This is a genomic window from Streptomyces sp. NPDC030840 (genome assembly GCF_055572015.1).
In genome coordinates this window covers 216,821-239,810 of sequence record NZ_JBVIEE010000006.1, presented here as the reverse complement: position 1 = coordinate 239,810, position 22,990 = coordinate 216,821, and the positions used below count along the sequence as shown (strand labels likewise).

26 protein-coding genes are annotated in these 22,990 nt (G+C 71.3%); 12 read left to right on the top strand and 14 right to left on the bottom strand.

Annotated elements, in window-relative coordinates:
- Nucleotides 1-67 precede the first annotated feature (67 nt).
- The gene (locus ACZ49J_RS16300; protein ID WP_467453506.1) at nt 68-862 is read right to left on the bottom strand and encodes an RNA polymerase sigma factor SigF; all 795 of its coding nucleotides are present in this window, start codon (nt 860-862) and stop codon (nt 68-70) included.
- Nucleotides 863-1,113: 251 nt separating this feature from the next.
- Between ACZ49J_RS16300 and ACZ49J_RS16295 the strand changes: the two genes are divergently transcribed.
- Nucleotides 1,114-2,910: a thiamine pyrophosphate-requiring protein gene (locus ACZ49J_RS16295; protein WP_467453505.1), complete on the top strand. Its 1,797-nt coding sequence runs from the start codon at nt 1,114-1,116 to the stop codon at nt 2,908-2,910.
- 226 nt (nt 2,911-3,136) lie between these two features.
- On the opposite strand, the gene ACZ49J_RS16290 is transcribed toward ACZ49J_RS16295, so the two are convergent.
- On the bottom strand, nt 3,137-3,544 hold the full coding sequence (locus ACZ49J_RS16290) for a hypothetical protein (RefSeq protein ID WP_467453504.1): 408 nt from the start codon (nt 3,542-3,544) through the stop codon (nt 3,137-3,139).
- A gap of 363 nt (nt 3,545-3,907) precedes the next feature.
- Here ACZ49J_RS16290 and ACZ49J_RS16285 point away from each other — a divergent pair, with 363 nt between their 5' ends.
- The 7 genes from ACZ49J_RS16285 to ACZ49J_RS16255 all read left to right on the top strand — a co-directional run bounded on the left by ACZ49J_RS16285 (nt 3,908) and on the right by ACZ49J_RS16255 (nt 10,990).
- The gene (locus ACZ49J_RS16285; RefSeq protein WP_467453502.1) at nt 3,908-4,567 is read left to right on the top strand and encodes a YceI family protein; all 660 of its coding nucleotides are present in this window, start codon (nt 3,908-3,910) and stop codon (nt 4,565-4,567) included.
- A 517-nt stretch (nt 4,568-5,084) separates the two neighbouring features.
- Nucleotides 5,085-5,483 (top strand): DUF2795 domain-containing protein, encoded by a 399-nt coding sequence (locus tag ACZ49J_RS16280; RefSeq protein ID WP_467453500.1) that lies wholly within the window; start codon nt 5,085-5,087, stop codon nt 5,481-5,483.
- 126 nt (nt 5,484-5,609) lie between these two features.
- Nucleotides 5,610-6,050 carry a CBS domain-containing protein gene (locus ACZ49J_RS16275; RefSeq protein ID WP_467453498.1) on the top strand — a complete coding sequence of 147 codons (441 nt, stop codon included), beginning with the start codon at nt 5,610-5,612 and terminating at the stop codon, nt 6,048-6,050.
- Between the two features lie 16 nt (nt 6,051-6,066).
- Complete coding sequence (locus tag ACZ49J_RS16270; protein ID WP_467453497.1) at nt 6,067-7,668, top strand: aminotransferase class I/II-fold pyridoxal phosphate-dependent enzyme; 1,602 nt, start codon at nt 6,067-6,069, stop codon at nt 7,666-7,668.
- Nucleotides 7,665-8,336 carry a diguanylate cyclase gene (locus tag ACZ49J_RS16265; RefSeq protein ID WP_467453496.1) on the top strand — a complete coding sequence of 224 codons (672 nt, stop codon included), beginning with the start codon at nt 7,665-7,667 and terminating at the stop codon, nt 8,334-8,336. The genes ACZ49J_RS16270 and ACZ49J_RS16265 overlap by 4 nt, the downstream gene beginning before the upstream one ends.
- A 6-nt stretch (nt 8,337-8,342) precedes the next feature.
- On the top strand, nt 8,343-8,885 hold the full coding sequence (locus ACZ49J_RS16260) for a type 1 glutamine amidotransferase domain-containing protein (protein WP_467453495.1): 543 nt from the start codon (nt 8,343-8,345) through the stop codon (nt 8,883-8,885).
- On the top strand, nt 8,885-10,990 hold the full coding sequence (locus ACZ49J_RS16255) for a catalase (protein ID WP_467453493.1): 2,106 nt from the start codon (nt 8,885-8,887) through the stop codon (nt 10,988-10,990). Before ACZ49J_RS16260 ends, ACZ49J_RS16255 begins: the two co-directional genes overlap by 1 nt.
- Before the next feature lie 155 nt (nt 10,991-11,145).
- Here the strand turns inward: ACZ49J_RS16255 and ACZ49J_RS16250 are convergent, their stop codons facing one another.
- Together ACZ49J_RS16250 and ACZ49J_RS16245 are read right to left on the bottom strand one after the other, a co-directional pair.
- Nucleotides 11,146-11,733, bottom strand: a complete 588-nt coding sequence (locus tag ACZ49J_RS16250; protein ID WP_467453016.1) for a TIGR03086 family metal-binding protein — start codon at nt 11,731-11,733, stop codon at nt 11,146-11,148.
- Complete coding sequence (locus tag ACZ49J_RS16245) at nt 11,730-11,963, bottom strand: DUF6158 family protein (protein ID WP_152770868.1); 234 nt, start codon at nt 11,961-11,963, stop codon at nt 11,730-11,732. The genes ACZ49J_RS16250 and ACZ49J_RS16245 overlap by 4 nt, the downstream gene beginning before the upstream one ends.
- Nucleotides 11,964-12,048: 85 nt before the next feature.
- Here ACZ49J_RS16245 and ACZ49J_RS16240 point away from each other — a divergent pair, with 85 nt between their 5' ends.
- Complete coding sequence (locus tag ACZ49J_RS16240; RefSeq protein ID WP_467453017.1) at nt 12,049-13,155, top strand: baeRF2 domain-containing protein; 1,107 nt, start codon at nt 12,049-12,051, stop codon at nt 13,153-13,155.
- 112 nt (nt 13,156-13,267) lie between these two features.
- On the opposite strand, the gene ACZ49J_RS16235 is transcribed toward ACZ49J_RS16240, so the two are convergent.
- Entirely contained in the window at nt 13,268-14,887 is a 1,620-nt protein-coding gene (locus ACZ49J_RS16235) for an ABC-F family ATP-binding cassette domain-containing protein (protein ID WP_467453018.1), read from the bottom strand.
- Between the two features lie 120 nt (nt 14,888-15,007).
- On the opposite strand from ACZ49J_RS16235, the gene ACZ49J_RS16230 reads away from it, so the two are divergent.
- The 3 genes from ACZ49J_RS16230 (at nt 15,008) to ACZ49J_RS16220 (ending at nt 17,704) form a co-directional block, all read left to right on the top strand.
- The gene (locus tag ACZ49J_RS16230; RefSeq protein ID WP_467453019.1) at nt 15,008-16,510 is read left to right on the top strand and encodes a phosphatase PAP2 family protein; all 1,503 of its coding nucleotides are present in this window, start codon (nt 15,008-15,010) and stop codon (nt 16,508-16,510) included.
- 128 nt (nt 16,511-16,638) lie between these two features.
- The gene (locus ACZ49J_RS16225; RefSeq protein ID WP_467453020.1) at nt 16,639-17,454 is read left to right on the top strand and encodes a class I SAM-dependent methyltransferase; all 816 of its coding nucleotides are present in this window, start codon (nt 16,639-16,641) and stop codon (nt 17,452-17,454) included.
- Between the two features lie 79 nt (nt 17,455-17,533).
- Nucleotides 17,534-17,704, top strand: a complete 171-nt coding sequence (locus ACZ49J_RS16220) for a hydrophobic protein (RefSeq protein ID WP_467453021.1) — start codon at nt 17,534-17,536, stop codon at nt 17,702-17,704.
- Nucleotides 17,705-17,754: 50 nt separating this feature from the next.
- On the opposite strand, the gene ACZ49J_RS16215 is transcribed toward ACZ49J_RS16220, so the two are convergent.
- The 9 genes from ACZ49J_RS16215 to ACZ49J_RS16175 form a co-directional block, all read right to left on the bottom strand.
- Complete coding sequence (locus tag ACZ49J_RS16215) at nt 17,755-17,982, bottom strand: gas vesicle protein K (protein ID WP_467453247.1); 228 nt, start codon at nt 17,980-17,982, stop codon at nt 17,755-17,757.
- A gap of 112 nt (nt 17,983-18,094) precedes the next feature.
- Nucleotides 18,095-18,283, bottom strand: a complete 189-nt coding sequence (locus ACZ49J_RS16210) for a gas vesicle protein (protein WP_467453022.1) — start codon at nt 18,281-18,283, stop codon at nt 18,095-18,097.
- On the bottom strand, nt 18,280-19,083 hold the full coding sequence (locus tag ACZ49J_RS16205) for a GvpL/GvpF family gas vesicle protein (RefSeq protein ID WP_467453023.1): 804 nt from the start codon (nt 19,081-19,083) through the stop codon (nt 18,280-18,282). Before ACZ49J_RS16205 ends, ACZ49J_RS16210 begins: the two co-directional genes overlap by 4 nt.
- Nucleotides 19,083-19,490, bottom strand: a complete 408-nt coding sequence (locus ACZ49J_RS16200; RefSeq protein WP_467453025.1) for a gas vesicle protein — start codon at nt 19,488-19,490, stop codon at nt 19,083-19,085. The genes ACZ49J_RS16205 and ACZ49J_RS16200 overlap by 1 nt, the downstream gene beginning before the upstream one ends.
- Entirely contained in the window at nt 19,487-20,644 is a 1,158-nt protein-coding gene (locus ACZ49J_RS16195; RefSeq protein ID WP_467453026.1) for an SRPBCC family protein, read from the bottom strand. The genes ACZ49J_RS16200 and ACZ49J_RS16195 overlap by 4 nt, the downstream gene beginning before the upstream one ends.
- Before the next feature lie 145 nt (nt 20,645-20,789).
- Nucleotides 20,790-21,428: a DNA primase gene (locus ACZ49J_RS16190; protein WP_467453027.1), complete on the bottom strand. Its 639-nt coding sequence runs from the start codon at nt 21,426-21,428 to the stop codon at nt 20,790-20,792.
- Complete coding sequence (locus ACZ49J_RS16185) at nt 21,425-21,703, bottom strand: gas vesicle protein GvpG (RefSeq protein ID WP_467453028.1); 279 nt, start codon at nt 21,701-21,703, stop codon at nt 21,425-21,427. The genes ACZ49J_RS16190 and ACZ49J_RS16185 overlap by 4 nt, the downstream gene beginning before the upstream one ends.
- A gap of 19 nt (nt 21,704-21,722) precedes the next feature.
- Nucleotides 21,723-22,478, bottom strand: a complete 756-nt coding sequence (locus tag ACZ49J_RS16180; protein ID WP_467453029.1) for a GvpL/GvpF family gas vesicle protein — start codon at nt 22,476-22,478, stop codon at nt 21,723-21,725.
- Nucleotides 22,475-22,903: a gas vesicle structural protein GvpA gene (locus tag ACZ49J_RS16175; protein WP_467453030.1), complete on the bottom strand. Its 429-nt coding sequence runs from the start codon at nt 22,901-22,903 to the stop codon at nt 22,475-22,477. Before ACZ49J_RS16175 ends, ACZ49J_RS16180 begins: the two co-directional genes overlap by 4 nt.
- Nucleotides 22,904-22,990: the final 87 nt, after the last annotated feature.

Genomic DNA, 22,990 nt, shown 5'->3' with positions numbered 1-22,990 from the left:
TCCGCCGCGTGGGCGCGACAAGCACCGGACAACCGGCAGTCCGCAGACGTCCCGCACCCCAACTGCGCTACGCGGCTTCCCGCATGACCTGCTCCCGCAGCCGGTCACAGCACCGGCTGATCAACCGCGACACATGCATCTGCGAGATCCCCAGCTGCTCGGCGATCCGGCTCTGCGTCATGTCGTCGAAGAAGCGCATGTACAGGATGGCCCGCTCCCGCTCCGGCAGCGCCGCCAGCCGCGGCTTGACCGCCTCGCGGTCGACCACGGTGTCGAGCGCCGGGTCGGGTGACCCGAGCGCGTCGCTCAGCGAGTACCCGTCCTCGCTGCCGGGCAGCTCCGCGTCCAGGGACAGCGCGGTGAAGCTCTCCAGGGCCTCGAGGCCGACCCGGACGTCCTCCTCGCTCATGCCGGCGTGCTCGGCGATCTCGGCGACGGTGGGACGCCGGCCGGAGATGGTCTGGGACAGGTCCTGGCTCGCGAAGCGCACACGGTTGCGCAGGTCCTGGACCCGGCGCGGCACGTGCAGGGTCCACATGTGGTCCCGGAAGTGACGCTTGATCTCACCGGTGACGGTGGGGACGGCGTAGCTCTCGAAGGCGTTGCCGCGCTCGGGGTCGTAGCGGTCGACGGCCTTGACCAGGCCGAGGGCCGCGACCTGGCGCAGGTCCTCGTAGTTCTCGCCTCGGCTGCGGAACCGTCCCGCGAGCCGTTCGGCCATGGGCAGCCACGCCTCGACGATCTCCTCGCGGAGTGCGTCCCGCTGCGGCCCGGGGGGAAGTGAGGCGAGCTTGCGGAACGCCTCCGCGGTGTCCGGGGCGTCGTCGTGGGGGTGGTGCTTCGCGCTTGCCTGAGTTCGCATGGTGCGTCGCAACTCCCTTGCAGGTGCTCTGGTTGGACGGTCACCGTGGGTGGGAGCGCACCCATGCTCGGCCGGGCACACCCGTGGTGAGAGTCACCACTCCCACGGACGTGCCTCCGGTCCGAAGCACTGTGTGTGCGCCTGCCCGGGCGGCCGCGCGGCAAACGCCCCGGATCCGCGCCAGGTTTTCCGGCAGGCGCTGTGGTGACTCGGAAGGTGCCGTTTCCCCGCTCTTCCGTACTGGAGGGTCCATGAGCACCAAGGTCGCCGACCACATCCTGGAGAGGCTGCGCGAGTGGGGTGTGGCGGACGTCTTCGGCTACCCCGGCGACGGGATCAACGGCCTGCTCGCCGCGTGGGGACGGGCCGAGAACCATCCGCGGTTCGTGCAGTCGCGGCACGAGGAGATGTCCGCCTTCGAGGCGGTCGGTTACGCCAAGTTCAGCGGCCGCCTCGGTGTGTGCGTGGCCACGTCCGGGCCGGGCGCGATCCACCTGCTCAACGGCCTGTACGACGCCAAGCTCGACCATGTGCCGGTGCTGGCGATCGTGGGCCAGACGCACCGCACGGCGATGGGCGGCTCGTACCAGCAGGAAGTGGACCTGCACACGCTGTTCAAGGACGTCGCCTCGGACTTCGTGGAGACCGTGACGGTGCCGGAACAGCTGCCGAACGTACTGGACCGGGCGATCCGCACGGCGTACGCGCGCCGCGCCCCCACCGCCGTGATCATCCCCGGTGACGTTCAGGAGCTGGACTACTCGGCCCCCACCCACGAGTTCAAGATGGTCCCCTCCAGCCTGGACCGCAGCGCGTGGACCGCGACGCCCTCGCAGGAGTCGCTGGAGCGGGCCGCCGAGATCCTCAACTCCGGTGACAAGGTGGCCATCCTGGCCGGCCAGGGTGCCCGCGGGGCCCGTGCGGAGGTGGAACGGATCGCCGAGCTGCTGGGCGCGGGGGTCGCGAAGGCGCTGCTGGGCAAGGATGCGGTGAGCGACGAACTGCCGTACGTGACGGGCGCGATCGGCCTGCTGGGCACGCGTCCCTCGTACGAGCTGATGCGCGACTGCGACACGCTGCTGACCATCGGCTCGTCGTTCCCGTACTCGCAGTTCCTGCCGGAGTTCGGCAAGGCGCGGGCGGTGCAGATCGACATCGACCCGCACATGGTCGGCATGCGCTACCCGTACGAGGTGAACCTGGTCGGTGACGCGCAGGCGACCCTGCAGCGCCTGATCCCGATGCTGGACGAGGACCGGGGCCGTGAGTGGTACGACACGGTGTGCGCGAACGTGGCCCGCTGGCGCGACGTGATGGAGCGGCGTGCGGAGCAGTCGGCGCACCCGATCAACCCGGAGTACGTGGCCCGCGCACTGGATCCGCTGCTGCCCGGCAACGCGATCGTCTCCTCGGACTCCGGTTCCGCGGCGAACTGGTACGCGCGGCACCTGACGATGCGGGACGGCATGCGGGGGTCCCTGTCGGGGACGCTCGCGACGATGGGCTGCGGGGTGCCGTACGCGATCGGCGCGAAGTTCGCGCATCCGGACCGGCCGGCGATCGCCCTGGTCGGGGACGGCGCGATGCAGATGAACGGGATGGCGGAGCTGATCACGGCGGCCAAGTACCAGGACCTCTGGGAGGACCCGCGGCTGGTGGTGGGCATCTTCAACAACCACGACCTGAACCAGGTGACGTGGGAGATGCGGGCGATGGAGGGCGCACCGTCCTTCCTTCCCTCGCAGGAGCTCCCGGACGTCCAGTACGCCGCGTTCGCCCGCTCGCTGGGCCTGACCGGTATCCGCGTGGAGAAGCCCGAGGACGTCGAGGCCGGCTGGCGCGCGGGTCTGGGGGCCGACGGGCCCGCGGTGGTCGAGTTCCTGACGGACCCGGCCGTCCCGCCGATCCCTCCGCACGCGACCTGGGACCAGATGGAGGCCACCGCGGCGGCCGTCCTCAAGGGCGACGCGGACCGGGGCGCGATGGTGCGCCAGGGTTTCAAGGCGAAGATGCAGGAGTTCCTGCCGGGGCGGGAGAAGAAGCGCTAGCGGCCGGAGCACTGACGCCCTGACAGACGCGCGCCCGTCGCCCCCTCTTCGGGAGGGGGCGACGGGCGTGTCGCTTGTGGCCCGGGCGGTCGGCCACTCCAGCCGGACGGCCGTGGCGGCCTGGGCGGGCGCGGCGGGGCCGAGCGGCGTACGTCGCGCTACGTGAGGGCTCGACGGGCGCGGGTGCCAGGAACTGCCCCGCACCGTGCGGGCTGTGCGGCGACCGTCAGGCTTCGCCCTCGGACTGAGACCCTCCGCTCAGGGCCCCCTGGGGGCTGAGGCCCCCACTCTGCGGTCCTCCCTCCTGGGAGCTGCCGTTGCGGGAGCCGCCGCCCTGGGAGTTCCCGTTCCCCGAGCCCCCGCTGCGGGAGCCCTCGGTCTGGGACTTCTCGATGGTTCTGCAGTTCTGCAGGTTCCTCGTGCTGTTCGAGGGCCCCAACGCCACAGCCCAGAGGAGGCCTTCGATGCCCTGGCCCGGCTTGACGGACACCGCGCAGTCTTCCTGGCCGGCCGCCGCGGCGGCGTGGGCCGCGGCAGGTGCGGCGAAGGTCATGGCCGCCGCGAGGCCGATGACGACCGCGGCAGCCGAATGAGCGAGGGATCGGTGCGGGGAGTGCAATCGCGAAGTCTTCATGATCACACTGTGAGCGGAGTGAACTCCGGGAGGAAGGCTGACAGCCCCTCACGCGGGCAAATCGACCCGATCGTGTGATCCCCCCGGCCCTGGTCAACAGCCGGGAATTACAGAACACACCGAAAGGGAAATGCAGCGGAAATTGGTGCATCCGTTGCCGGAGAAATCCCCTCGCACCGATCAAGCCGCGTTCCTGTGAGCCTCATCACCCATCACTTGCCGATTCCGTGGTGAACATGTGTGGATCGTGTACCCGTGCGTCACGCGGTGGGGGCCGTATAGGCCTGTCAATGCCGATTCGAACCGTTGCGGTACCCGGAGAAGGCTTGCGGCGAAAACATCCGTCCAGTAACCAGGTGAATCATGAACCTGTTCCACCGCGCCGCGTCGCTCCGCCGGCCGGCACCCCCCACCGCCCTGGACGACCCTGCCCACTCGCCGGCCGCCGCCCCCGCCGGTCCGCCGGATCCCGCCCTGGCCGCGCTGACCGGAGAATGGGTGATCGACCCGGCGCACAGCCGGATCGGCTTCTCCGTCCGGCACGCCATGGTGACAACGGTCCGCGGGGCGTTCACCGAGTACCAGAGCCGGCTCTTCTTCGACGGCCGCGACCCGGCTCGCTCGCGGGCCGAGATCGTCCTGTCCACCGCCAGCGTGGACACCGGCGTGGAACAACGCGACGCCCACCTGGTCGGCCGCGACTTCCTGGACGCCGCGAGATACCCGCGTATGCGATTCACCAGCACGGCCGTGCACCCCGTGGGCACCGACGTGTACCGCATGACCGGCGACCTCACCATCAAGGCCACCACCCGCCCCGTCGTTCTGGAACTCACCTACATAGGACAGGTGACGGACCCCTTCGGTTATCAGCGGGCCGGATTCGACGGCACGACCACCATCAATCGGTCCGAATGGGGCCTGACGTACGACACCAGACTGGCCGAGGGCGGGGCCATGGTGAGTGAGAAAGTGCGCCTTCAGTTCGATATCGCCGCCATTCGCACCGCCCCTGTCGGCTGACGGAACAACGGAGCCCTCGGCCTCCGGACCGGCCCGCCACTCGGAGCAACCGGCACTCATCTTTTCCGTCGAAGAAATATAAAAGGGTATTTCTCGACGCTCTTCCGGGATACGGGTCAGGCGTCCCTCCCGGAGCGCCGCACACGCGTACGGGCCCCGCACCACGAGCGGGAGAATCTCGTGGTGCGGGGCCCGTGCTCCGCGCCGGCCTCGGCCGCCGTTCGCGGCCCGGCCGGAACCGACGGCTCAGCCCAGCGCGGCGTGCTAGCGCCGCTCCGGCTCCTCGGTCGTCGGCAGCAACATCTCCTCATACCGGCCCAGTGCCAGCACAACGCCGAGCATCAGGACCGGGGTGATCACAGCGAGTACCGCCATGGTGTGTCCTTCCCCGGAAACAGTGCGATGGGGGGTGTGATCCGGGTCTCCCGGGGACGGACGGGTAAACCCGCCGGACTGCCCGTGTCGACGTCCGGTCAACGGGTACGCGGTCGCCACCCCCGAAGATCTGGAGGGAGTCATGCAGCGAGGCAGCGACCGCCTGAGCGTCCACCGCGACGACGAGATGAAGCACGAACTGCAGGGTCTGCTCCGATCGGGCCACCCCACCCGCACGGAGGAGTGGCACGACCCGGAGCCGACCGCCGACGACGACCCGGAGGTGGCGGGCGGCCCTGTCACTCCGGCCCGTTCACCCGCCCGTATCGAGGCACTGCGCTTCGAGCTGGGCCGCATCCTGGGCCGGACCTCGTTCCCCGCACGGCCCCGCGAGCTGATCGGCGTCCTGCGTGAGAAGCACGCCCCGGACGCCCTCGTCGAGTCCCTGGAACAGCTCCCGAGGAACACGCGGTACGGCACCGCGCACGAACTCGCGGAAGCGGTCGTACGGGCCGGAGAAGGCGGCGGGGAGCGGCGCTGAGGAAAGCCCGGACCCCGCACACGACCAGGACGCATAGGCACTCCCCTGGGGGGTACCGCGGCCTCGTCACGCCGACGTGCCGCCCCGTACCCCGACAGCCCGGGGAACGTATGAAAGGACCACACCATGGCTGATTTCGTCAGGGAGGTCATGACCCCCGGCGTCGTCGCGGTCCGCCCGGACGCCTCGCTCGTGGAAGCCGCGCAGCTGATGCGGGCGCAGGACATCGGAGACGTCCTCGTGGCCACCGACCAGGAGGTCGTCGGAGTCCTCACCGATCGCGACATCACGCTGCGTGCCGTGGCCGACGGCGCCGACCCGCTCACGGTGAGCGCCCAGGCCGTCTGCACGCCCGACCCGGTCATGATCGGCCCCGACGACGCCGTGTCGGTGGCGGTGGAGCTGATGCGCGACCACGCCGTACGGCGGCTCCCGGTCGTCGAGAACGGGCACGCCGTGGGGATGGTGAGCCTCGGGGACCTCGCGGCGGCGCAGGACCCGGAGTCGGCCCTCGCCGACATCAGTCGTGCCATGCCGGACAGCTGGCCGGGCACGACCCCCGCGTGAGCGGGGTGGGACGGACATGAACCGGCCCCAGCCCCCCTCGGGGGAGACACGGCGGACCCGACGGGCGGCGGACGCCCCGCCGACTCCGGAGGACCGACACGTCCCGGAAGCCCCGGACGCCGGGGACACCTCGGACGACGGCACCGGTTCCGCCCCCGATCACTCACGCGCCCCCGTCCTGGAAGCGCTCGAGCGGCATCACCGCTCCGGGCGGTACGCCTTCTCGCCCCCCGGTCACAAGGGTGGCTCCGGTGTCGACGGGCGGGTCGCCCTGACCCTCGGCCGGGACGTGTTCGCCTCCGACGTGCTGGCGCTCAACGGACTGGACGACCGGCGGATGTCGGGAGGCTATCTGGAGCAGGCCGAGAAGCTGATGGCCGACGCCGTGGACGCGGACCGGGCGTACTTCTCCACGTGCGGCAGCTCGCTGTCGGTGAAGGCGGCGATGCTGGCGGTCGCGGGCCCCGGCGAGAAGCTGCTGATCACGCGCAACGCCCACAAGTCCGTGATCGCGGGCGTGATCCTCGCCGGGATCGACCCGGTGTGGGTGCGCCCGCGCTGGGACGCCGGGCACCATCTGTCGCATCCGCCGGGCCCCGAGCAGGTCGAGGAGGCGTATCGGAGGGCGCCCGACGCCAAGGGCATGCTGCTGGTCACGCCGACGGCGTACGGTACGTGCGCCGACATCGGCGCGATCGCCGATGTGTGCCACGAGCGGGACCGCCCCCTGATCGTGGACGAGGCCTGGGGCGCCCACCTGCCGTTCCACGAGGACCTGCCGAGCTGGGCCATGGACGCGGGCGCGGACCTGTGCGTGACGTCCGTGCACAAGATGGGCGCGGGCCTGGAGCAGGGCTCGGTGTTCCATCTGCGGGGCGGCCTGGTCGATCCGGCGGTGCTGCGGCTGCGCGGCGACCTGCTCAACACGACCAGTCCGTCGGTGCTGATGTGGGCGGCGCTCGACGGCTGGCGGCGCCAGATGGTCGAGCACGGCCGTGACCTGCTGGAGGACACCCTGAAGCTGGCGGGCCGCGTGCGCGAGGAGATCGCCTCGCTCTCCGGGCTCGTCCCCCTTGAGGCCGACGAACTCGTCGGGCACGAGCGGGCGTTCGCGTACGACCCGCTGATGGTGGTGATCGACGTCTCGGGCCTGGGCACGAGCGGCTACGCGGCCGCGGACTGGCTGCGGCAGCACCGCCAGGTGGACGTCGGACTCGCCGACCACCGCCGCGTCGTCGCCCAACTGACCCACGCCGACACGGAGGAGACCTGCGTGGTCCTGCTGGAGGCCCTGACGGAACTCGTGAAGCAGCGCGACACGCTGCCACCGCCCGTGCCGGTGCGGCTGCCGGCCCCGGAGGGGCTGGAGCTGGAGCAGGTGATGCTGCCCCGCGACGCCTTCTTCGGGCCCGCGGAGGACGTGCCCGTCGAGCGGGCGGTGGGCCGCGTCGCCGCCGAACCCGCGAGCCCCTATCCGCCCGGGGTGCCGGTGATCTGCCCCGGCGAGCGGATCAACCAGGAGGTCAGGGAGTACCTGTCGTCCGGGGTGGAGCACGGCATGTTCGTGCCGGACGCCTCGGACCAGTCCCTGCGCACGCTGAGGGTGGTGGCCGAATGACCCGCGACCTGGCAGCGGGGATCAGCGCGTCGAGCGCGACCGTCGACGTCGGCGACGCGACGACCCGCTACCTCCTGTACGGCCTGCTGCCGTCCTGGTTCGTGCCGGGCGTGGCCGACTGGGTGATGCACCGGCGCACCCGCATCGAGGAAACGGCCGGGACGAAGGAGTCCCTCATCCACTCCCTGATGATGGCCGAGGTCGGCCTCCCCATCGCGCTGACCCTGCGCTACGAGGTCAACCCGCTGCTGCTGTCCGTGCAGCTGGGCGGTGCGGCCGTGCACGAGGCGACCGCGCTGTGGGACGTGCGGACCGCCGTCAAGAGCGACCGCGAGGTCAAGCCGATCGAGCAGCACATCCACAGCTTCCTGGAGTCGCTGCCCTTCGCGGCGCTCGCCTCGCTGATGTGCCTGCACTCCGACCAGGTGAAGTCACTGCTGCGCGGGGGCCGTTCGGATCCGGACGCGTGGCGGCTCGTACCGCGCCGCAAGCCGCTCTCGCGGGGCTATCTCACGGGCATCGCGGCGGCGATCGGCACGTGCGTCCTGCTGCCGTACGGCGAGGAGCTGCTGCGCTGCGTGCGCGCGGGCCGCCGGAACAGGAAGCGCACGGCAGACGAAGCGAACTGGCGTGCCGGGCAAGCACCGCATGCCACGAAAGGACACTGAGACATCATGCGTATCGCATTTCTGACCGCACCCCAGGGCGTCGAGCAGATCGAGCTCACCGATCCGTGGCAGGCCGCGAAGGACGCCGGCCACGAGCCCGTGCTGGTGTCGACGAAGTCCGGCGAGATCCAGGCCTTCGACCACCTCGACAAGGCGGACACGTTCCCGGTGGACGAGATCGTGGGCGAGGCCTCCGCGGACTCCTTCGGCGGGCTGGTCCTGCCGGGCGGCGTGGCCAACCCGGACTTCCTCCGCATGGACCCGAAGGCCGTGTCGTTCGTCCGGGACTTCTTCGAACGGGGCCTTCCGGTCGCGGCGATCTGCCACGCCCCGTGGACGCTGGTCGAGGCGGACGTCGTACGGGGCCGCACGCTCACGTCCTGGCCGAGCCTGCAGACCGACATCCGCAACGCCGGCGGCACCTGGGTGGACGAAGAGGTCAAGATCGACGACAACGGCACCAACAAGCTGGTCACCAGTCGCAAGCCGGCCGACCTGAAGGCGTTCTGCGACGCGTTCCTGCAGGTGTTCTCCGAGGGGGCCGCCTGATGACGTTCTCCTCCGACCGGAAGCAGCAGCAGCGCCAGGCCTCCCAGGCGGACGACCCCGCCGGCGGGCCGCTCACCACCGACCAGGGCGTGGAGGTCGACCACACCGACGACTCGCTGGCCGCCGGCGAGCGCGGGCCCACGCTGATGGAGGACTTCCACTTCCGGGAGAAGCTCACCCATTTCGACCACGAGCGGATCCCCGAGCGGGTGGTGCACGCGCGGGGCGCGGGCGCGTACGGCTATTTCGAACCGTACGAGTCCTGCGCGGAGTTCACGCGTGCCGCCTTCCTCCAGGACCCGTCGGTGCGGACGCCGGTGTTCGTGCGGTTCTCGACGGTGCAGGGCCCGAAGGGCTCGGCGGACACCGTGCGGGACGTGCGGGGCTTCGCGACCAAGTTCTATACGTCGGAGGGCAACTACGACCTCGTCGGGAACAACTTCCCCGTCTTCTTCATCCAGGACGGCATCAAGTTCCCCGACTTCGTGCACGCGGTGAAGCCCGAACCGCACAACGACATCCCGACCGGGGCGTCCGCGCACGACTCCCTGTGGGACTTCGTGTCGCTGCAGCCGGAGACGCTGCACGCGATCATGTGGCTGATGTCGGACCGGGCGATCCCGCGCAGCTACCGCATGATGCAGGGTTTCGGCGTGCACACCTTCCGGTTCGTGAACGCGGACGGGAAGGGCACGTTCGTGAAGTTCCACTGGAAGCCGAAGCTGGGCGTGCACTCGCTGGTGTGGGACGAGGCGCAGGAGTGCCAGGGCCGGGACCCTGACTTCAACCGGCGGGACCTGTGGGACGCGATCGAGGCGGGCGAGTACCCGGAGTGGGAGCTGGGCGTCCAACTCGTGCCGGAGGAGGACGAGTTCGCGTTCGACTTCGACCTGCTCGACGCCACGAAGATCATCCCGGAGGAGCAGGTGCCGGTGCGGCCGATCGGCCGGATGGTGCTGGACCGCAACCCGGAGAACTTCTTCGCCGAGACCGAGCAGGTCGCGTTCCACACGGCCAACGTCGTCCCGGGCATCGACTTCACCAACGACCCGCTGCTCCAGGCCCGCAACTTCTCCTACCTGGACACGCAGCTGATCCGGCTCGGCGGCCCCAACTTCTCCCAGCTGCCGGTGAACCGCCCGGTAGCCCCCGTGCGCAACAACCAGCGTGACGGCTACCACCAGAGCAGGATCCACTCGGGCACGAACTACTTCCCGAACTCCCTCGGCGGCGGCTGCCCCGCCCACGCGGGCGCCGGCGGCAGCGCGTACACGCACCTCGCGGAACGCGTGGACGGCGCCAAGATCCGGCGCCGCAGCGACAGCTTCAAGGACCACCACAGCCAGGCCGCGATGTTCTGGAACAGCATGGCCGACTGGGAGAAGCAGCACATCGTGGAGGCCTTCCGCTTCGAACTCGGCAAGGTCGGCGCGCGGACGGTCCGTGCCCGCACGGTGGAGGAACTGAACAAGGTCGACCCGGAGCTGGCCACGCAGGTGGCGCAGGGCATCGGGGTGCCCGCGCCGGAGCGGAACGAGTCGGTGGCCCACAAGCTGGTCTCCCCCGCCCTGAGCCTGGAGTCGCTGCGCGGCGGCGGCTCGATCCGGACCCGGCAGGTCGCGGTACTCGTCTGCGACGGCGTGGACGCCGAGCAGGTCACCACCACGCGCGACGCCCTGGCCGCCGAGGGAGCGATCGTGGAGGCGATCGCCGCCGAGGACGGAACCGTTCTCGGCTCGGACGGCGAGAGCTACGCCGTGGACCGGGCGCTGCCGACCGTGGCGTCGGTGCTGTACGACGCGGTACTGCTGCCCGGCGGCCCCACGGGCACCCCGGCCCACGCGGGCGACCCGGACGTCATGCGGTTCGTCCGCGGCGCCTACCGGCACGGGAAGCCGGTCGGGGCCCTCGGCTCGGGCGTCGGCCTGGTCTCGGCGCTGGGGGCCGAGGGGCTGCGGCTGTCCTCCGAGTTCCACCACGTGGTCGCCGACCGCGGCGTGGTCACGGACACGGCCCCGGGCACGCCCAGCGAGGAGTTCCTGCGGTCGTTCGTGGAGGCGATGGGAGCACACCGCCACTGGGACAGGCCACAGGTGCGCGGCTGAAAACCCGGCCGACGGCGGTGCCGCGCCCCGTTGGGGGGCGCGGCACCGCCGTCGGTCAGGGGCGCGGGGCTGTGTTTCATATGCGGCTCCGCCGCGTGGGCGCGAGCAACCACGAACGACCCGCAGCCCCGCAACAACAGCAAGTCCCGAGCTCTCTAGGGCCGCCGCCCGAGCAAACACAGCAACTTGGTCTGCACATCCGCCCCCGGAGGCGGCTCCACCGGCTCCGCGAACAACCCACTCTTCGCCAACTCAGCCGCGTAAGGCGTCACTTCACGCACAGCGAATCGAAGCAGACTGTCCGGCAGCGCCTCCTCCGCCCCGATCGCACGCGACAGATCCCAGCTGTGGACGACGAGATCGGCGACCATCTGCGCGCAGTAGTTCGCGGCCGTGGTGTCGCCGTACGACAGGTGGACCGTGCGGTAGAGCGCCCCCGGCGCGGTGAACGCGTCACGGGCGGCGCGGGCCGCCGTGTCCCAGGAGGCTGCCGGGTCGGAGCCGAGCATGTCGCCGTCGAAGGTGTCGCCGACCTCCTCGATCATGCAGCCGTCCCGGACCAGCGGCGGCACCCACAGCTGCTCGGAGACGAGATGGTTGACCAGGTCGCGCACCGTCCACTCGGTGCAGGGCGTGCCCGCCTCCCACTGGTCGTCGCGGACGGCGTGGACGCGGGCACCGAACAGGCCGTGGGCCTCCCCCAGCCGGGTGAGCAGCGGGTTCGCGTCCGCTCTGCGGGTCATGACTCAGCGAGTCCCCGGCACCGCGCACCCTCGCGCGTACGGCCGGCTGCCACCGGGCGGCGGGGGTTGCGGCGCAGGTACTCGCCCTCCAGTTGCGCCATGCGCACGTTGTGGGCGCGCAGCGCGTCGTTCGATCCGTACAGCAGCGTGTCATGGCGTGTGCGGTGGATCGTCTCCAGCTCCTTCATCAGCTGCTGGTCGTCCAGCCGGCCCGGGTCGACTCCGTTCATGGTGGTACCCCACTCGTCGTGTCCATCGGTGCCGTCCGGGTACCCGCCCGGCAAGCATTACCCGAGCGGCATCCGGGAGGGAGCCATGGATCTCGCCTTTCTGCATCCACTCTACGAACATCCGGGGCCCTGGGCCTCCGTGTACGTCGACACGTCCTCGCACACGGAGTCCACTGCTCACGAGCGCTCCCTGGTGGCCCAGGCGGTCTCCCGGGAGCTCGCCGCCCAGGGGGCCGACGAGCCGACCTGCGCGGCTGTCCACCAGGCGGTGGACGAGCTGCGCCACGCCTCCGAGCCGCACGGCAGGGCCTTCTTCGCCCGGTCCGGCGAGGTGGTGCTCGATCCGCCGCTCGCGTACGCGCCGCCGGGTACGTCGGCCCACTGGGCGCCGCTGCCGCGTGCCACCCCGCTGCTGGAGCTGGCCGGGGAGGACCCGGTGTGCGTGGTGGCGTACGTGGACCGCCGGGGCGCGGACTTCGAGCTGCGCGGCTCGCGGGGCAGCCAGGACGCCGGCGCGGTGGCCGGGCGGCAGTGGCCCGTGCACCGTACGAGCTCGTCCGACTGGTCGGAGCGGCACTTCCAGCTGCGGGTGGAGAACACGTGGGAGCACAACGCGGCGGAGATCGCCGACGCGCTCGCCGTGTGCCAGGAGGAGACCAGGGCCGACCTGCTGGTCCTCGTCGGTGAGGAGCGCGAGCGGCGCTCGGTGCGGGAGCGGCTGCCCCAGCGGCTGCAGGACCGCGTGGTGGAGGCCCGGCACGGCGCCGGCAGCCGGCTGCTGGACGAGGACGTGGAGCGGGCGCGTGCCGAGCACGTGCACCGGCGGGCCGCGGAGGAGCTGGAGCGGTTCCTGGCGGGGCGGTCCCCGGACGCCGAGGGGCGCACGGCCGCCGTCGAGGGCGTGCCCGCACTCGTGGAGGCGGCCCGTGAGCACCGTATCGACGAGCTGCTGGTCCGCCCGGACGGGTCCGACGCGCACCGAGAGGTGTGGATCGGTGAGGACCCGGACCAGCTGGCGGTGCGGCGCACGGAACTGAAGACGCTGGGCGAGCAGAACTCGTGGGCGGCCCGCGCGGACGACGCCCTGCTGCGTTCGGCGGTCGCGACGGACGCGCCGGCGCTCTCGGTGAGGGCGGCCACGGCGGACGAGGTGCCCGTGGGCGGACTGGGGGCGCTGTTGCGCTGGAAGTGACGATCGACGCCACCGCGGGACGCACCCGCTGACGTAGCTGAAGTAACCGTTGGAAGTGCCCCCTGACGCGGTCAGGGGGCTTACTTCTGCCGTCGGTGCCGTCGCCGGCGGCTCATCGTGCGCGCTCCACCCTCCGCTCGTCCCACACCGGCTCCGGCGTCTCGCGTACACGGCCGTCGGAACCGAAGACGAGAAAGCGATCGAACGATCGGGCGAACCAGCGGTCGTGGGTGACCGCGAGGACCGTGCCCTCGAACGTCTCCAGACCCTCCTGGAGCGCCTCCGCGGACTCCAGGTCCAGGTTGTCCGTGGGCTCGTCCAGCAGCAGCGCCGTGACGCCCTCCAGTTCCAGGAGCAGGATCTGGAAGCGGGCCTGCTGGCCGCCGGAGAGCCGGTCGAAACGCTGCTCGGCCTGGCCCGTCAGCTCGTAGCGGCGCAGCCGGGACATGGCGGCGCCACGGTCCTGGGCGTGCTCCTTCCACAGGATGTCGAGGAGCGTGCGGCCCTCCAGCTCCGGGTGGGCGTGGGTCTGGGCGAAGTGGCCGGGTACGACCCTGGCCCCCAGCTTCCACTGTCCCGTGTGCGCCACGTCGTCGCCCGCGAGCAGGCGCAGGAAGTGCGACTTCCCGGAGCCGTTGGAGCCCAGGACCGCGACGCGCTCGCCGTAGAAGACCTCCAGGTCGAAGGGTTTCATCAGCCCGGTGAGCTCGAGTCCCTCACAGGTGACCGCCCGCAGGCCGGTGCGGCCTCCCCTGAGCCGCATTTTGATGTCCTGCTCGCGCGGCGGCTCGGGCGGCGGTCCCGCCTCCTCGAACTTGCGCAGCCGGGTCTGGGCGGCCGCGTACCGGGAGGCCATCTCGTGGCTCACTGCGGCGGCCTGACGCAGGTTCAGCACGAGCTTCTTCAGCTGGGCGTGCTTCTCGTCCCAGCGGCGCCTGAGCTCCTCGAACCGCTCGAAACGCTGCCGCCGTGCCTCGTGGTACGTGGCGAAGCCGCCGCCGTGCACCCACGCGTCCGCGCCCGCGGGGCCCGGTTCCACGCTCACGATCTTCTCGGCGGCACGCGCCAGCAGCTCCCGGTCGTGCGAGACGAAGAGCACGGTCTTGCGGGTCTCCCGCAGCCGCTCCTCCAGCCAGCGCTTGCCGGGGACGTCGAGATAGTTGTCGGGCTCGTCGAGGAGCAGCACCTCGTCGGTGCCGCGCAGCAGGGCCTCCAGCACGAGCCGCTTCTGCTCACCGCCGGACAGGGTGCGCACCTGCCGCCACTGCGCTTTCTCGTACGGCACTCCGAGCGCGGCCGTGGTGCAGATGTCCCAGAGCGTCTCCGCCTCGTACCCGCGCGCCTCGGCCCAGTCGGCGAGGGCCTGCGCGTACCTGAGCTGGGCCGCCTCGTCGTCCACGGTCATGATGGCGTGCTCGGCGGCGTCGACGGCCTCGGCCGCCTGCCGGATGCGCGGCGGCGCCACGGACACCAGCAGGTCGCGCACGGTCGTCTCGTCCCGCACGGACCCCACGAACTGCCGCATCACCCCCAGCCCGCCGCTCACCGTCACGCTCCCGCCGTGCGGCTTCAGCTCGCCCGAGAGCAGCCGCAGCAGCGTGGTCTTCCCCGCTCCGTTGGGCCCGACGAGGGCGACGACGGCTCCTTCGCCCACCCGGAACGACACGTCGCCGAGCAGCGTCCTCCCGTCGGGGAGGTCGTACTCCAGGTGCGCGGCTTCCAGGTGTCCCATGAGCGGGCATTCTCCGGGGCGCACGGGCCGCCGGGCAAACACTTTTCGAGCGGTGCCCGACCTCGCCCCGGGCGCCCGGCGACTTGACAGGAAGTGGCTGCCCTGGGGTACCCGTGCCCCATGAGCCCAGATGTCGATCTCACGGCCCGCCCCCCGGGTCACCACATCCTCCGGGACCGTTTCCTGGCCGCGGACAGCCGCCTGTTCGAAGCGGTGGCGGCCCGTCACTGGCCGGGCGCCGACCCGGTGCTGCCCCGGCTGAGCCGTGCCGCGAACCACGGCGTGCTGTGGTTCGCCACGGCGGCGGCCCTCGCCGCGACGCGGAGCCCGAGGGCCCGCCGGGCGGCCGCCCGGGGCGTGGCGTCGCTCGCCCTCGCCTCGGCGGCCATCAACACCCTCGGCAAGCGCTCGGTCCGCCGTCCGCGTCCGCTCCTCGACAACGTTCCGATGGTCCGGCAGCTCAAGCGACAGCCGATCACCACGTCGTTCCCGTCGGGGCATTCGGCCTCCGCGGCGGCCTTCGCGACGGGCGTCGCCCTGGAGTCCCGCGGCTGGGGTGCGGCCGTCGCACCGGTGGCCGCCGCGGTCGCGCTGTCCCGCGTCTACACGGGCGTCCACTTCCCGAGCGACGTCCTGGTGGGCGCCACCCTTGGTGTCGGCGCCGCCTACGCCGTTCGGGGACTCGTGCCGACCCGGGACCTGCTCCCGCCGCCCGGCCGCCCGCGCGCGGAGGCTCCCCTGCTCCCCGACGGCGACGGGCTGGTCGTCGTCGCCAACGGGGGCGCCGCGACCTCGGACCGCGTGCGCGCGCTGCAGTCCGCCCTGCCCCGCGCCGAGGTCGTGGAGTGTGCACCGGGCGACGTACGGACCGAGTTGGAGAAGGCGGCCACTCACGCCCGGGTGCTCGGCGTGTGCGGCGGCGACGGCACGGTGAACGCGGCGGCGGAGGTGGCCCTGCGGCACGGTCTCCCCCTCGCCGTCCTTCCCGGCGGCACCCTCAACCACTTCGCCCAGGACCTCGGCGTCGAGGACGCGCGGGACCTCGCCCGGGCCCTGCGCGACGGGGACGCGGTCCGGGTGGACGTGGGGCGGTTCTCCTCCGGTGACACCGAGGGCGTGTTCCTCAACACGTGCAGCCTGGGCGTGTATCCGGAGCTGGTCCGCGAACGCGAGCGCTGGTCGCGCCTCATCGGCGGCTGGCCGGCCGGCGTGCTCGGCGCGGCCCGCGTCCTGCGCGCGGACCACCACCCCCTGCAGGCCCGCCTCCAGGAACGGACGCGCCCGCTGTGGCTGCTGTTCGCCGGGAACGGCACGTACCACCGCCTGGGCCCGGTCCCCGGCCGCCGCTACGACCTCGCCGACGGGCTGCTCGACGTCCGTGTCGTGCACGGCGACGGCCACCCGGCCCTGCGCCTGCTCGCCGCCGCCGCGGCCGGCCCGCTGACCCGCTCCCCCGGCCACGCCGCGGTCCGCGTCGACCGCCTCCACGTGGAGGGCATCAGCCCCGGCACCCTCCTCGCCTACGACGGCGAAGTCACCGAGATCTCCGGCGACCTGACCCTGAGCAAGCTCCCGGAGGCGCTGACGGTCTACCGCCCGCTCATGGGACGCGGCGCCCTGTGAATGAAGCCGGGCTGACCATATAGCGAGACGCAGGTCTCAATATTCGACACGTGGGCGTACCGTGCCGTGTACCGTCCCGCGGAGCCCGACCGCTCCGCGGGACCCGGACGCGACGAGGGGAACGGTCAATGCCGAAGCCACGGGACACCGCCGTCTACACACACGGCCACCACGAGTCGGTGCTGCGCTCGCACACCTGGCGGACGGCCGCCAACTCCGCCGCCTACCTCCTCGGTTCGCTCCGGCCCCACATGAAGGTCCTGGACATCGGCTGCGGCCCCGGCACCATCACCGCGGACCTGGCCGAGCTGGTCCCGGACGGGCACGTCACCGGCGTGGACCGCGCTCCGGGCATCCTGGACCAGGCGCGGGACACGGCCACCGCGCGGGGCCTCACGAACGTCGACTTCGCGGTGGCGGACGTGCACGCGCTGGACTACCCGGACGACACCTTCTGCGTCGTCCACGCCCACCAGGTGCTCCAGCACGTGGGCGACCCGGTGCGGGCGCTGCGCGAGATGGCCCGGGTGACGAAGCCGGGCGGTCACATCGCGGTCCGGGACTCCGACTACGCGGCGATGACCTGGTTCCCGCTCTCCCCCGGCCTGGACGACTGGCTGGACCTGTACAGGCGGGTCGCCCGCGCCAACGGCGGCGAGCCGGACGCGGGGCGGCGGCTGCGGTCCTGGGCGCTGCGGGCGGGCCTCACCGACATCACCGCCACGTCCGCCACCTGGACGTTCGCCACGGCCGAGGAGCGGGCCTGGTGGAGCGGGCTGTGGGCGGACCGCACCCTGGCCTCCGCGTACGCGGAGCGCGCCACGCAGGGCGGCCACGCGACACCCGACGAACTCGGGGCGGTGTCGGAGGCCTGGCGTGCGTGGGGACGCCAGGAGGACGGCTGGTTCTCCGTTCTGCACGGGGAGATTCTGTGCCGGAAGTGAAATCGTGGCCGAAAGTGAAATGCCTCTGTGAGGTCTGATTCCGAGAATTCGGGTCACCCGTAAGGCAGGAGGTGCAAGAATGGTTCCCATCCTGCTTGTTCTGCTTTTGGCCCTGATTCTCTTCGGTGCCGGATTCGCGGTGAAGGTGCTCTGGTGGATCGCCCTCGCCGTCCTCGTGGTCTGGCTGCTGGGGTTCCTCGTGCGCGGTACGAGCGCGGCCGGCACCCGGGGCCGCTGGTACCGCTGGTAGCGGCCCCGGCCCCGGCGACACGGGTCCCCCGGGACGGGCGCTGGTGAGGGTCAGTCCCGGGGAAGCAGTGGTCCGAGCGGCCCGAGGTCCAGGTTCAGGTCCTCGGGCCGCAGGCCGTAGCGGTCGCGCAGCTCGGCCATGCGGTCCTCCAGCAGCATCAGGGTGAGCCCGATGCGCTCCTCCTGCTCCTCCGTCAACTCCCCTGTGTCGAAGCGGCGTATGGCCTGCCGCTCCATGAGCTGGCGGAGCAGTTCGACGACGGTCAGGACGAGTTTCACAAGATCGCGCTCTACCGTGTCGGGTTCGAGGTCGAGGCGGTTCCTGCCGGTGGTGCGGTTCCTGCCGGTGGTGCGGTTCCTGCCGGTGGTGCGGTTCCTGCCGGTGGTCACTTCACTCCAACTCCCCCCACGGTGCGGGGACCTGCTCGTTCACCGAGCTGATGAGCGCGTTGAGGTCGACGCGGACGAGGTCGACGTCGGCGATGCGCAGGGTGAGGTCTCCGGTGATGACGACCCCGCCCGCGAGCAGTCGGTCGAGCAGGTCGACGAGGGCGATCTCACGGCGTTCGACGACGGTCACGCGTCCTCCTCCTCGCGCTCCCCGGGCCGCTCGGCCCCTTGCGTCTCCTCGGTGAAGGAGTAGGCCGCCCACGGCCCGGTGAGCTCGACACGCAGTCCGGGGGCGTCGTCCTTCGTACGGTCCACGGCTTCCACGAATTCCTCGGAATTCTTACGCGGGACAAGATAGGCGGCATTCAGTACGTTCCGGCCTGCGGCTCCGGAAAGCGTGGGATTCTGGGGCGCGTGCAACCGGAAATCCTCGGCACGTTCGGAAAGGGTCTCGTGCAGTCGACGGGCAAATGTCTCCGCCCTCTGCCACATTTCCTCGTGGGACCTGTTGCGCATGCGCCGCTGGCGCAGATAGTCACGCCCGGACGCGGCTTTCGCGGCCTCCTCGGGCGGGCGGTCGGCCTCGGCGGCATCCGTGTCGAGGTAGACCTTGACGCCCCACTCCACCCGTCCTTCCAGCCGGTCCAGCGTGCGCCGGAAGGTTTCCTCGCCCGCCTCCATCATGACGCGGACGCCGCTGTCGTCCCGGAACACGGTGCCGAGCCGGAGCGGCAGCGGTGTGGTGACCGCGGTGAGCGCGTCGATCACCCCCTGGTGTGCCCGGGCCGTGGCCGTCAGCCAGTCCAGGTCCTCCAGGTGCGCCTTCAGGGGCCCCTCGGCGAAGTCGCGCTCGGGCACCTCGCTGACGACGGCGATCAGGCCGTGGTGGCTCAGGAGCTTCGGCGGCGCGCCGGCGACCCCGGTCAGCTGGGACTGGAGCGCGGCGCCGAAGGGGCGGCATACGGCGTAGACGTACCGCAGTCCGGTCATCAGGACTCCTCCTCCCGGGGGCGGCTCCGCTCGCCCTCCTCCAGTGACGGTTCGGCCCGGGAGCGGCCACGGCCCTCCGGCAACGCCTCGCTCTCCAGGCGTCCCTCCTCGATCGCCGCGAGCCGGGCGCGCAGCTCGGCGTTCTCACGATTGAGCTCCTCGCGGCGCGCCTTCGAGCTCAGCATCGGGTCGCTCTCCCACCAGTCGATACCCATCTCCTTCGCCTTGTCGACCGAGGCGACGATGAGCCGCAGCTTGATGGTGAGCAGTTCGATGTCCAGCAGGTTGATGCGGATGTCTCCCGCGATCACGAGCCCCTTGTCGAGCACGCGTTCGAGTATGTCGGCCAGGTTGGCACTGCTGCCGCCCTGGCCGTACGGTTCCGGGGCCCGGCTGGGAAACGTCATCGCCTGCTCCCGCCCACGGCGGCCCTGTCCTCGTCCTCTTCTTCCTCGTAGTCCTCCTCGGCGACGCCTTCGGGAGCCTCCTCGTCACCCTCGGCCTCGGCCTCGGGAGCCTCCTCGTCGCCCTCGTCGTACTCCTCGCCCTCTTCGTACTCCTCGGGCTCCTCGGGCTCCTCGCCCTCTTCGTAGTCCTCGGGCTCCTCGCGGCCCTCACCCTCTTCGTACTCCTCGGACTCCTCGGACTCCTCCGCCGCCACGGCGTCCTCGTGGCTGCGGACGACCTCGGCGTCGCGGATCTCGCCGCGCCAGCTCTCCTCCGCCTCGCCGCGCAGCGTGATGAAGCGGGCGAAGTTCTTGAGGTCGAGCCGGACCCGGCGGCCCTGGGCCCGCCAGATGTTGCCGGTCTTCTCGAAGAACCCCGAGGGGTAGTACTCGATCACCAGCAGGACCCGCGTGAGGTTCTCGCCGAGGCTGTGGAAGGAGACCACGCCCTTCGTGGTGCCCTTCGCGCCCTCCGACGTCCAGGAGATCCGGTCGTCCGGCACCTGTTCGCGGGTGGTGGCCTTCCAGCTGCGGCTGGACCACCAGATCTTGGCGTTCCAGTCGGAGTGCGTGTCGTCGTCGCGCTGCGCGCTCTTCACGCCCTTGGCGAAGGTGCTGAAGGTCTGGTACTGGGTCCACTGGTCGTAGGCGGTGCGCAGCGGCACGCCGATGTCGATGGACTCCATGATCACCGTGGGCTTGTGGCCCGACCGGCCCTTGCCCTTGGTCTTGCCTTCGCCCTTGCCGCCGCCCAGGTTCTTCAGGGCTCCGGTCACGCTCTCCTTGGCCCGGCCCGCGCCGACTTCCAGGGCGGAACGCAGCGGCCCCTTGCCCTCGGCGAGCTTGCGGCCGCCGTCGAGGGCGAGCCGGGCGAAACCGGGGCTGTTGCCGTCGGCGATGTCGGTGAGCTTCGCGGTCGCCTCACCGAGCTTGCGTCCGGTGCCCACGAGCAGACGCTGGGCCTGCGCGGCCAGATACTCCTGAGCCTCGGCCTTGAGATGGTCGACGGCGGGGCTGTGGGCCAGCCCGCCGAACGGAGTCTCCTTCGCCCCGCCCGCGGCCGAGCCGGCAGCATCCTTGGTCCGCCCCGTCACGGAACCGACAGTGTCAGTCATCGCCCCCGCCTCCTTTCACGCGGACTTGCCGCGTCAACACCCGGCGCCCAAGGGGCGCCCCGAAAGGGGCGCGGGGAACTGCGCGCCCAGCCGCAGACGTCCCGCACCCGGCCACCGGCCGAACCCGGCAGACGAAATCCATCAGTCAACGTCCCCGCCTCCCTTCACGCCCCGCATCCCGCGTGGCCTTGCGCGGAGCCGACTTCGCGGCGGCCGTCCTCTTGGCGGGCGCCTTCTTCTCGGGGGCCCTGCGCCCAGGCGTCTTCCTGGCCGCTGCCTTCTTCCCCGGAGCCTTCTTCGCCGGCTGTCCGGCCTCGGCCTTCTTCGCCGGAGCCTTCCGAGCCGACGGCTCCTCCTCGGGCTCCTCCTCCTGTTCCTCATCGGATCCCCGAGGCTCCTCGGCGGACTCTTCGTCCCGTTCCTCGTCGGAGGTGTCGGAGGCCTCGCCGCCGGGCACGTCCGGGGTCACTCCCGCGAGCTTGTCGCGCACCTCGGCGGTCCGTCCGTGCAGCCGGCCGGCCAGTCCTTCGATCTGCCGCTCGAACAGTGCGCCGCCGGCCGCCTTGCCGACACCGCGCATGTCCTCGCGGATCTGGTCGCCCATCTCCTTGAGCTGCGGGTTGCTCTGCAGCTGCTGGGACACCATGTCCGCGAGCGCCCGCGGGCTCAGGTGCATCTTCTTGCCGGCGGCAAGGGTGCCGAGAGCGAACGCGAGCTTCGCCTTCTTCGTCCGTCCGAGAACGTATCCGGCCCCGACAGCGAGGCCCAGTCCCACACGGTTCATCCTGTCGTCCCCTCGCTCGTCGTTCCCCCGCTCGTTCCCGTACTCCTGCTCACAGCGATCTCCAGCCGGTCCAGGAGTTCGTCCTCCAGACGGTCGAACTCCTCCTCACCGATCTCGCCCGCCTCGAGCCGCTGCTCGAGCCGGGCGAGTTCGGCGCGGACGGCGGCCGGGTCGTAGTACTGACGCTCGGCCTCGGCCACCACCTGTCTCACCGCCCAGAGGCTGCCGCGCACCGGCGCGAACGGCAGCAGCAGTACCTCGCTGATCAGTCCCATGACTGCACCTCACCCGATCTCACACGTGTGTCTCCGCCTCCGCGGGCTCGGACGGCCCCGGCTCCACGAAGCTGTACGGCGGCAGCGGCCCGTTCACCCGCACGTCGAGGTGCGGATTGCTCTTGCGGACCTCCTCCACGGCGGCGAGGAAGGTGTCGGCCGCCTCGCGGTCCACGAGGAACGACACGTTGGCGAGCCAGCCGGTGGACTCGGGGCCCGCGCTCACCGCCTCGGCGGCCGGCTCCAGCGCCTGCTGCACCTGGGCCGCGTCCTCGGCCTCCAGTCCCTGCACCGCGGCCGCGACCATCTCGCCGAGCTGCAGCCGCTGGTCGTAACTCCCGCCGCCTGCCTGCCGGTTGGCCTCGGCGGCAGCCCGGATGTCCGGGTTCTGCGACATCACCCGGTGCAGCACGGCTTCCTCGTTGTGGCTGGCCTTGACGTTGTACTCGACCCTGCCGTCCAGAGCCCGGAGCCGCTCCTGGTAGTGCTCGGCACGCTCGGCCAGCACCCCCGTGACGGCACTGTCGTCCGGGGCGACGCTGCCGAACCGCATGGGCAGTACGGCGCCACCCGCACCCGCCTCGCTCAGCACGTTCTGGTGGGCGAGCAGGTCGTTGCGCTTGGGGCGCAGTCCCTCGGGGGCGTCGCTGACGATGGCCGCCAGTCCGCCCTCCTTCAGCACGCGCACCGGACGCGCCGGGTCGCCGACCCCGCCCATGCCCTCGGGGAGTGCGGGGTGCGAACTCGCGGCGATGCCGTACACATAGGTGCTCACTCCTGCTCCTCCTCCCTCTTGCGCGAGCTCGTGGCCTTGCGGGCACGCGGCCGCGGTTCGGCCTGGCCCTCCTCCCGGGCCTGCTTGAAGGCGCCGGAGATCGTCTCGGCGGCGCCGGACAGCGCCCCCTTGGACTTGCCACGCGCTCCGGACTCGGTGACCTCACCGACGATTTCCGGCAGGCCGGGGCTCTTGCGCGGCCCGGCCTCCAGGTCGAGGCGGTTGCAGGCCTCGGCGAAGCGCAGATACGTGTCGACGCTGGCGACGACGACCCTGACGTCGATCTTGAGGATCTCGATACCGACGAGGGAGACCCGTATGAAGGCGTCTATGACCAGCCCCCTGTCGAGAATGAGCTCCAGGACGTCGTAGAGGCCGCTGGAACCGCCTCCGCCACCGGACTGCTGTGCCGGTACTACGGTCATGCCGACCGTTCCTCCTTGTCTGTCTCGGGATTGCCTGTCTCGGGATTGCCTGTCCTGGGACTGTCGCTCCCGGGATGCGCGGATGTG

What these genes read in the sequence shown, in the direction of transcription:
- ACZ49J_RS16300 (WP_467453506.1), bottom strand. Translation starts at nt 862, where the DNA reads ATGCGAACTCAGGCAAGCGCGAAGCACCACCCCCACGACGACGCCCCG.
- ACZ49J_RS16295 (WP_467453505.1), top strand. Translation starts at nt 1,114, where the DNA reads ATGAGCACCAAGGTCGCCGACCACATCCTGGAGAGGCTGCGCGAGTGG.
- ACZ49J_RS16290 (WP_467453504.1), bottom strand. Translation starts at nt 3,544, where the DNA reads ATGAAGACTTCGCGATTGCACTCCCCGCACCGATCCCTCGCTCATTCG.
- ACZ49J_RS16285 (WP_467453502.1), top strand. Translation starts at nt 3,908, where the DNA reads ATGAACCTGTTCCACCGCGCCGCGTCGCTCCGCCGGCCGGCACCCCCC.
- ACZ49J_RS16280 (WP_467453500.1), top strand. Translation starts at nt 5,085, where the DNA reads ATGCAGCGAGGCAGCGACCGCCTGAGCGTCCACCGCGACGACGAGATG.
- ACZ49J_RS16275 (WP_467453498.1), top strand. Translation starts at nt 5,610, where the DNA reads ATGGCTGATTTCGTCAGGGAGGTCATGACCCCCGGCGTCGTCGCGGTC.
- ACZ49J_RS16270 (WP_467453497.1), top strand. Translation starts at nt 6,067, where the DNA reads ATGAACCGGCCCCAGCCCCCCTCGGGGGAGACACGGCGGACCCGACGG.
- ACZ49J_RS16265 (WP_467453496.1), top strand. Translation starts at nt 7,665, where the DNA reads ATGACCCGCGACCTGGCAGCGGGGATCAGCGCGTCGAGCGCGACCGTC.
- ACZ49J_RS16260 (WP_467453495.1), top strand. Translation starts at nt 8,343, where the DNA reads ATGCGTATCGCATTTCTGACCGCACCCCAGGGCGTCGAGCAGATCGAG.
- ACZ49J_RS16255 (WP_467453493.1), top strand. Translation starts at nt 8,885, where the DNA reads ATGACGTTCTCCTCCGACCGGAAGCAGCAGCAGCGCCAGGCCTCCCAG.
- ACZ49J_RS16250 (WP_467453016.1), bottom strand. Translation starts at nt 11,733, where the DNA reads ATGACCCGCAGAGCGGACGCGAACCCGCTGCTCACCCGGCTGGGGGAG.
- ACZ49J_RS16245 (WP_152770868.1), bottom strand. Translation starts at nt 11,963, where the DNA reads ATGAACGGAGTCGACCCGGGCCGGCTGGACGACCAGCAGCTGATGAAG.
- ACZ49J_RS16240 (WP_467453017.1), top strand. Translation starts at nt 12,049, where the DNA reads ATGGATCTCGCCTTTCTGCATCCACTCTACGAACATCCGGGGCCCTGG.
- ACZ49J_RS16235 (WP_467453018.1), bottom strand. Translation starts at nt 14,887, where the DNA reads ATGGGACACCTGGAAGCCGCGCACCTGGAGTACGACCTCCCCGACGGG.
- ACZ49J_RS16230 (WP_467453019.1), top strand. Translation starts at nt 15,008, where the DNA reads ATGAGCCCAGATGTCGATCTCACGGCCCGCCCCCCGGGTCACCACATC.
- ACZ49J_RS16225 (WP_467453020.1), top strand. Translation starts at nt 16,639, where the DNA reads ATGCCGAAGCCACGGGACACCGCCGTCTACACACACGGCCACCACGAG.
- ACZ49J_RS16220 (WP_467453021.1), top strand. Translation starts at nt 17,534, where the DNA reads ATGGTTCCCATCCTGCTTGTTCTGCTTTTGGCCCTGATTCTCTTCGGT.
- ACZ49J_RS16205 (WP_467453023.1), bottom strand. Translation starts at nt 19,083, where the DNA reads ATGACCGGACTGCGGTACGTCTACGCCGTATGCCGCCCCTTCGGCGCC.
- ACZ49J_RS16200 (WP_467453025.1), bottom strand. Translation starts at nt 19,490, where the DNA reads ATGACGTTTCCCAGCCGGGCCCCGGAACCGTACGGCCAGGGCGGCAGC.
- ACZ49J_RS16195 (WP_467453026.1), bottom strand. Translation starts at nt 20,644, where the DNA reads ATGACTGACACTGTCGGTTCCGTGACGGGGCGGACCAAGGATGCTGCC.
- ACZ49J_RS16190 (WP_467453027.1), bottom strand. Translation starts at nt 21,428, where the DNA reads ATGAACCGTGTGGGACTGGGCCTCGCTGTCGGGGCCGGATACGTTCTC.
- ACZ49J_RS16185 (WP_467453028.1), bottom strand. Translation starts at nt 21,703, where the DNA reads ATGGGACTGATCAGCGAGGTACTGCTGCTGCCGTTCGCGCCGGTGCGC.
- ACZ49J_RS16175 (WP_467453030.1), bottom strand. Translation starts at nt 22,903, where the DNA reads ATGACCGTAGTACCGGCACAGCAGTCCGGTGGCGGAGGCGGTTCCAGC.